At 43.6% G+C, this 7,711-nt stretch carries 6 protein-coding genes; 5 read left to right on the top strand and 1 reads right to left on the bottom strand.

Annotated features, from left to right (window positions below; translation table 11 throughout):
- The first annotated feature begins 33 nt into the window (after window positions 1–33).
- Window positions 34–1,761, top strand: coding sequence for an ABC transporter ATP-binding protein/permease (locus B7C60_RS11335; protein WP_099611751.1), 1,728 nt, complete (start codon window positions 34–36; stop codon window positions 1,759–1,761).
- Window positions 1,762–2,093: 332 nt separating this feature from the next.
- Window positions 2,094–3,164, top strand: a complete 1,071-nt coding sequence (locus B7C60_RS11340) for a hypothetical protein (protein ID WP_099611752.1) — start codon at window positions 2,094–2,096, stop codon at window positions 3,162–3,164.
- A gap of 96 nt (window positions 3,165–3,260) precedes the next feature.
- Here the strand turns inward: B7C60_RS11340 and B7C60_RS11345 are convergent, their stop codons facing one another.
- Window positions 3,261–4,676, bottom strand: coding sequence for a tetratricopeptide repeat protein (locus tag B7C60_RS11345; protein WP_099611753.1), 1,416 nt, complete (start codon window positions 4,674–4,676; stop codon window positions 3,261–3,263).
- Window positions 4,677–5,098: 422 nt separating this feature from the next.
- On the opposite strand from B7C60_RS11345, the gene B7C60_RS11350 reads away from it, so the two are divergent.
- The 3 genes from B7C60_RS11350 to B7C60_RS18960 form a co-directional block, all read left to right on the top strand.
- On the top strand, window positions 5,099–6,667 hold the full coding sequence (locus B7C60_RS11350; RefSeq protein WP_099611754.1) for a sensor domain-containing diguanylate cyclase: 1,569 nt from the start codon (window positions 5,099–5,101) through the stop codon (window positions 6,665–6,667).
- Between the two features lie 122 nt (window positions 6,668–6,789).
- Window positions 6,790–7,302: a ferredoxin-type protein NapF gene (gene napF / locus B7C60_RS11355; protein ID WP_099611755.1), complete on the top strand. Its 513-nt coding sequence runs from the start codon at window positions 6,790–6,792 to the stop codon at window positions 7,300–7,302.
- 140 nt (window positions 7,303–7,442) lie between these two features.
- A partial coding sequence (locus tag B7C60_RS18960; RefSeq protein WP_245869236.1) for a twin-arginine translocation signal domain-containing protein occupies window positions 7,443–7,711 on the top strand: 269 nt, incomplete at its 3' end.

Genomic DNA, 7,711 nt, shown 5'->3' on the forward strand with positions numbered 1-7,711 from the left:
TGTTGGCCAGCGCTCGTTAATTCTGGTGAATTTATGCTAATTTTTAAACAGTTTTTAATGATTGCAAAACCGTATTGGTTGAGCCGAGCCAGTGTACTTAGCTGGCTACTTTTTCTGATCACGATCGCTTTATCTTTGCTGTTGGTTCAGGTGATGGTACAGCTCAATAGCTGGAATAAAGCATTTTTTGACGCTTTAGCAGCCTTGGATGGGCCACTTATTTATGATCTATTGTTGAAGTTTATCGGCATTGTTGCCTTAGTCGTTGTGATGACAGTATACGCTAAATGGCTGCAACAATGGGTAGAGCTGCGTTGGCGAACTTGGTTAACGGAACGGTTTGTCAGTCGTTGGCTCAGCCAACAAAATATTTACCACCTTACCCTAAGGGATGAACCCGATAATCCAGATCAACGCATCGCAGAAGATATCAAATTATTAACGACTGACACGCTTTCTTTAATCATTGGATTGGTTAAAAGCGTGGCGACCTTGAGTGCTTTTAGCGTTATTTTATGGCGTTTATCGGGCGACTTTCTCTTACCGTTATTTGATGGTGTGCAACTATCAGGGTATTTATTATGGTTAGCCTTACTTTATTCTGTGATTGGTGCGGGAGTGACCCATTTTTTTGGGCATAAGTTACATCGTCTGTTCTATCAACAACAAAAACGAGAAGCCAATTTTCGTGCTAATTTATTGCGTAGTCGAGACAGTGCTGAACAAATCGCACTAATGAAAGGACAGCAGCGAGAAAAAGCCCAGCTTGATTCACGATTCAGCGACATTGCACTCAACTGGAAAGCATTAATGGCGCGTGAAAAGAAACTCGGATTAGTGGTGAATACTTACCATCAAATAGCGGCAATGGTACCTTATTTTGCGGCTATACCGGCATTGATGGCAAATGTGATTACTGTCGGTGGGCTCTTTCAGGTAAAAATGGCTTTCATGAAGGTTTATGCCTCTTTGAGTTGGTTTATTTTTCGTTATGATGATCTCACGCGTTGGAGTGCGACGGTGACTCGCTTAGGGCAGTTTGTTGAAGCGATGGAGCGATGTGAACATTTAGCCACTGATGCTTCCCGGCCTGCATTGCATCAACAGCCAGGTCAAGGTATTCGTTGCCAAGCACTTTCGATCTTACGCCCTGACGGCTCAGCGCTGCTTTCTGAGTTAGATTTACAACTGGCGGCGGGGGAATCAATGATGATCCAAGGGCCGAGTGGGTTAGGTAAATCGACACTGTTACGCACCTTAGCGGGAATATGGCCATTTTACCAAGGAGAATACCAAGTTCAGCCAGCAGGCGTATTGCTCTTGCCACAAAAACCGTACTTACCCACTTCAACCTTGAGAAGCTGTTTAAGTTATCCACATCCAGAGTTAGCGGATAATCAGCCTTATATAAAGGCATTAGAAGCCGTTGGGTTGGAATTTTTATCATCAAAATTAGATGAAGAAGCAGAGTGGCAAGCACGATTGTCTGGGGGCGAGCAACAAAAATTAGCCTTAGCGCGAGCCTTTGTGGTGCAGCCAGAAACGTTGATTTTAGATGAAGCAACCAGCAATTTGGATGAGCCAACCGCTTATTTACTGATTAAAAAGTTACGTGACACGTTACCCAATAGCGTCATTCTGATGGTCAGCCATCAGCGCCATTTAGCCCCTCTTTTTCAGAAGACCCTCGATTTAACCCCTCAGTTTGAAGAGCCGGTTAGGCCAACAAGGCAAACCGTGGACACCCCTGTATTCGCTTGATTGAACGAGGTGATGATAATTAACAATTACACACATTAATGACACGGATTGATGCTGTGGCTCTGATGGGCTTAACGACAGATGATGTCGTTAAGCCCTATTTTTAACATCAGATCCATCAATCTGCATCACCCAATTTGCTAAATCTGGTAGAGCCATCGAGAGCGCTTTGAGCTGTAAACGTCAGTGAGTTCCATTTTTGTATGTCGGCAGTTGCACTCTTTTTCGAACGTTTGTTATAGAATGAGCACGTTGCGCATCGTCAGTTATGCCGATTAAATTCATCCTAGCGTGAATGCGTGACGTTAATTAAATGTTCAACGAGGATGATCATGAATAAAACAATATTCGAACGTGCAGTACTCGATCGTTTGTTAGTCGAGAAGAATTTTTCCTTGTTGATCGATGCCGATCAGCATGACTTGGATCTGCCCAATGAAGAGGATTGGCAGCGTCGCCTCGAGCAAAGTGAACCGGATAGCTGGGAGGCGAATTTTTTGGCCTATCTTCATGAGCGAGACCAGCATCTTGAAAGTCTTCCTATTGTGGGTGGCGAGTTAACGCAGTCAGTGATTCAGCGTGGGGAAGCGATCATTTGGTCACCGGATAAAATCGCTATTCCAGCATTGCGAGAACTACAGCAATACGCTAAACGTATATTGGTCAAAATTGACGGATTAAACACCCAAATTATACTAATCACCGACGCGAATTATCCACGGCCCAATAAAGCATTACTGATCCAGTATGCGAACGCCGTAAGACAAAAAGTCGTCGCAAGTTTTGAGTTAGGTAAAAACAACTTGCACAGTGTGAGCATCACCGTACTTATGCTCGGTGAAATCGATAATGATGTGCGCCATTTTGCTAAACAAAACACTAAGCGTATGGGTATGGATAGGAATTTCATTCATTACGTCTGCGTTGACGCTCTGCATGAGCATATCTGGACTCCGACTCCTATTCGAAGTGGCAGTATAAAGCAGGTTATTAAAGCGACATTTTCTTCACTCGATCATCGCTTAGAAACATTATTTAATCACTATAATGCTGTGACGGTGAGTTGGCCAAGAATCGTATTGTCCGGTCTTGGTGCATTTATTATCACTACTGCGATGAATGTCATGGTGGCGAGTTTCGATATTGGATTTCTCTCGATGTTGAGCCGCATTTTAGTTCCGACATTGGTGTTCGTTATTGCTTTTGCTACGATGAAGAATCGCACTCAAGCTTACAAGCAGATTATGTTTTCCTTGTTAATCTACCTCACTTTGTTGCTTGCAATGCTGTTCTATTTCAGTCCACCTGGCAATTTTGGCGAATGGTTAAATTTGGCACAGTTGCTATTCTTGACCAGTATGCCAGCGTTAATCATCGGGCGGGTGTTGGAGATCACTCGCTAAGAGGGTCATATACCGTCGCAACAGTGCTGCAACGCCAAGTTGTTTCGGTATATATGCCGGTTTTCTAGTCTAACAGCGAAGTTAGAGACAGCTTACTTAGAAACAGTTTACATAGTTACGCGCAATACACTGATTGGCTAACGTTTTTGCCTGGTTTAATTGTGATGGAGTTAAAACCGTATCAGGAATTATTAAGTGGTTGAACCGATCTAATCCAGACGAACCCTGATGTGACCGATGATGGTCAGAAACGAGCTGCAACATTTTTCCCGTAACCCAATTTTTTTCGACGTTTTCGCCCCGAGCATAATGGAACGACAGATTCCACATTGCGGGGCCAAAGCCTTGTTGGGCGGCTTTGGTGTACCACTCGAATGATAGCTCTGGATCACTGGAAGTATAATGCAAACCGAGTAGATTTTGAGCCGGTGCATAACCTTGAAGTGCCGATTTTTCATACCACGTAAAAGGCTGAAAGATATCTGGCACGGTTTGGCCATTACGGGTTCGTTGTCGAAAGGTTTTGTTAAGTTGCTGGCCATAATAGAATTGATTTTCCGCGTCTCCTTGCTCAGCAAGTAGCTGCACTAGATAATTTTTAGCTGTCTGATGCCCCAAACGCGTACCTTCTCGCAGATGAAATTCCGCTTGTTTGATGTCTTTATCGATACCGACTCCATTAAAATAGATAAAGCCAAGTTTTGCATGTGCGGACGCAAATTGTTGTTCCGCTGACCTTTGGTAGTAGTTTATCGCCTCTTGTATTTGTCCCGACTGCTCAGCGTAAGACCCAAGAACGAACTCCGCATGGGCATGTTTTTGCTGCGCTGCTTTTTGCATCCATTCCAAGGCGTTGTCGTGATTTTTCCCGACCCCCTTGCCTTCAAAGTACAACCGCCCAAGCTGATATTGTGCATCGGCATTGCCCGCTTCGGCCGGTTGTCGATAGAGATCAGCCAGTTTGTCACCCTTTTGAACTAGGTTAGGATTCGCTTCTAGCAAACGTGCCAGTTCATAACGTGCATCGTTATTGTCTTGCTCAATGGCTTGTCGAAATAGTTGTTCCGCGGCTTCAACATCAACCCATACAATCCAATCTTCTGTATATAGGCCATTGACATACCAGCGCCCCAATTCTGTTTGTGCTGCGCTACTGCCACCATTCGCTGCCTTTTTGAGCCATTGTAAGGCCTGCTTAGCGTCCGCCACCATCTGAGTAGACTCATACTCGCGTTGGAATTGTCGTGCTATCTGATATTGTGCTTGCGGATCTCCCTGCTGTGCAGCCTGATGAAACCAGTCCAATGCTTTGGTTGGATCGGCTTCAACGCTTTGTCCCTCAAGCAACATGAGACCTAGTTGATATTGCGCGTTGCGATCGCCTTGTTCTGCGTGACTTTTGACTTGCTGATAGTCTAAAGGCGTCTCCTCTGAGGGAGCGCGCTGTAAGTCAATAAGAAAAAAGAGACTAAATACGATGGCAATAAGAGGTAAAATTCGTGTTCGCATCATAATATTTAAAATAAGAGGTTATCATTTGGATGCTATCTAAGTTAAATAGGTATGACAAGATCATTAGATGTTTGCCATTATTTTAGCTCATTGGTTTTCCATGCAAACAGGAACACTCCTCTTGATGAGCGGTACGGTTTATACCCTTCCTACCTGTAACGCCAAGTTGTTTGGGTATATAGGGATATACCCTTCCTACTTGAAGCTGCAGGGGTGTTGGCTACGTTCTTTCATCCCAATCACATAGCCAGTCTATGCTCATGGGGATTCACTCACTTGCCGCCTACCTGCAACTCCAAGTTGTTTGGGTATAGATAAAAATTAGGTTGAATGGTTAAGTTAATGATAAATTAGCGACAACAGCCAAGCTGTTTGGGTACAGATCGTCAATTGCCATGAGTATCATGAGATAAAGTGAATCGATGAACATCACGAGTAAAAGCCATTTAAATCTTCAGAAGCTGATTTTATTACTTTGCGTGTTAGGGGTGGCGATTACTTTTGTCAATTTATTTTATTCTACTTACCATGTTCAAAAAGAACTACTGATTAACCAAACCATTGAATCAAATCGAGTGTATGCCAAGAAAATGTCTGATATTGCAGACAGCTTTCTTGCAGATACACTCAAGCAGTTAGAGTATAGTAGCTTGATTTTAAAAGATAAAATGGCTACAGATTCCGACCTCATGGTTGAGGTTAAGCGAGTAAAAGAGCAATCTGACTTATTTAATTCAGTTGTCGTGGTGAGTGCCGACGGTGTGATAGCTGCTATTGCGCCAGAAACGATAAGTATTAAAGGGGTTAAATTAAGTCAAGAGCGAGAGTTACAATCACTCAATGCCCGAGTTCCACTCATTACCGATCCATTCATTTCTCCTGCCGGTAACTATCTGATCAGCATTTCATTGCCTATCTTTGATGATCAACAGCACTATCTTGGTTATATCGCTGGCAATATTTACTTGGAAAAAATGAACTTTTTAACCCGTTTATTGGGTGATCATGCCTATCGAGATGGCTCATACCTGTATATTGTCGATAAAAACCGAACATTGATTTCTCATCCTGAGAAAGCTCGGATTGGAGAAGTCATTGAGAATAATGCCGCGATAAATTTGGTGTCACAAGGTATTAGCGGCGGAAGGTTAGTGACGAATAGTCAAAATATCGAGATGTTGACTGGATACGCTCCAGTTAATTTGAGCGGTTGGGGGGGGATTGTACAACGCCCGAAAGTACGAACGTTGGAAAGTTTGAACCAACAAATGTGGAATGTTGTTCTCACTTCTCTTCCTATTGGTATCGCTACATTAGCCAGTATTTGGTTTGCAGCCACTTATATTGCTAAGCCACTGTGGCAATTATCTCGCCTAGTAAACCACTTTGAGGACAAAGAGGATGCGGCTTTAGAATTGAAAAAAATAAGCCCGTGGTATTTTGAGGCTCAGCAGCTAACCGCGACGTTTATCCGAACCTTTAGTTTAATGTCCGATACGATAATGCAACTGCACTCAGACAGTTTAACCGATCCCATGACGCAACTGTTTAATCGGCGAAGATTAGAAAAAGAACTCGCCTCTATTGCGTTGGCTCCTTACCCTTTATCTTTTGTGTTTCTTGATATCGATTTCTTTAAAAAAGTCAATGATCGCTATGGGCATGATGCAGGCGATCAGGTTTTGATAGAAATCGCCGAGCTTATGAAAGCTTACTGGCCAGATGAAGCGAGTATTTATCGATTAGGTGGCGAAGAATTTCTCATCATACTTCCTCACCGTTCTTTGGTTGATAGCCAAGACAGCGCGGAGCGTTTACGCAGAACGATTGCGACTCATCGATTTACCCAAGTGGGGTACTTGACGGTCTCTATGGGGATTTCTTTTTGGCAAGAACAATCAGAAAATTCGATTGAAGAAACCATCAAAAGAGCGGATATCGCACTTTATCAAGCCAAAAAAAATGGCCGTAATCGAGTCGAAGCTATATAGTCGCCTTATTGATTAAGTGGCTCGATCTGTTATTTGAGCTAAGCGAGCAGTGAAAGGTGTATTTTGCTTTGCTTTTTTTCAAGCTATTATGAAGGTGTTGTTTGCACTTAAGACCGTTTATTATGAGTGATGCTCCCCGTAATGTTAGTCGACGTGATCTTTTTCGTAATATGCTGGCTCGTGGTAAGTCAGCCTACCAAGAAGCTGATCACTTACCAAAACGTACCATTCCTCGTCCCCCTGGTGCACTTGCCGAAGGGCTGTTTCGTGAAGTATGTGATGGTTGTGGTTTGTGTGCTGAGGCTTGCCCTAATTCTGTGATTCAATGCCACGATCAATGGCCAGAGTTATGTGTGGATTATCACCATTGCCAGCTCTGTGGTGAGTGTGCCAAGGCGTGTCCGACAGGCGCTTTGCAGCCTGCCACTCAAACCGAATTATTACCGACCTTTTCTCATGCGTGCCATAGTCGTTTATTTGGCTATTGTGAACTTTGTGTCGAGCAATGCCCGAGCCAAGCGATTCAATGCTTACCAGACCAAAAACCAACAGTAGACTCTGCCTTGTGCAATGGTTGTGGGCAGTGTCGAGCGGCTTGTCCTGCCAGTGCTATAAGCTGGAACATCAGAGTGTGAAATGGGTAACAATAATGATTTTCATTAGTGATTAATTCGGTTTTTTGGCCAATGTTACCGGTAATCTCTCTTTAATTGATGGGGATCATAGGAGAAAATAGCCACTGTTATTGATAATAGACTCACATACTGGAGGGTCTATGTCCACATCAATAATAAAAAAACTATTTACACGCCGCGAGTTTATTCAAAGCTCAGCCGCGGCTTCTGGCGTTGCGGTGGCCGCCAGTTCAATTAGCTTGCCATTTAATGCACTCGCAGCGAAAAGTGAATCATCCCCAAGCGAAGAGCAGATCCGCTATAGCGCGTGTTTAGTGAACTGTGGCAGTCGTTGTCCGTTTAAAGTTCATGTCCGTGATGGTGTGGCGGTAAAAATATCACCTGAAGATGGTGTTAATGAAGCCATTTT

Source organism: Vibrio fujianensis, from assembly GCF_002749895.1.
In the GTDB taxonomy this organism is placed as follows: Bacteria; Pseudomonadota; Gammaproteobacteria; order Enterobacterales; family Vibrionaceae; genus Vibrio; species Vibrio fujianensis.

Coding starts and splice junctions, on each gene's coding strand:
- B7C60_RS11335 (WP_099611751.1), top strand. CDS start 34: ATGCTAATTTTTAAACAGTTTTTAATGATTGCAAAACCGTATTGGTTG.
- B7C60_RS11340 (WP_099611752.1), top strand. CDS start 2,094: ATGAATAAAACAATATTCGAACGTGCAGTACTCGATCGTTTGTTAGTC.
- B7C60_RS11345 (WP_099611753.1), bottom strand. CDS start 4,676: ATGATGCGAACACGAATTTTACCTCTTATTGCCATCGTATTTAGTCTC.
- B7C60_RS11350 (WP_099611754.1), top strand. CDS start 5,099: ATGAACATCACGAGTAAAAGCCATTTAAATCTTCAGAAGCTGATTTTA.
- napF (WP_099611755.1), top strand. CDS start 6,790: ATGAGTGATGCTCCCCGTAATGTTAGTCGACGTGATCTTTTTCGTAAT.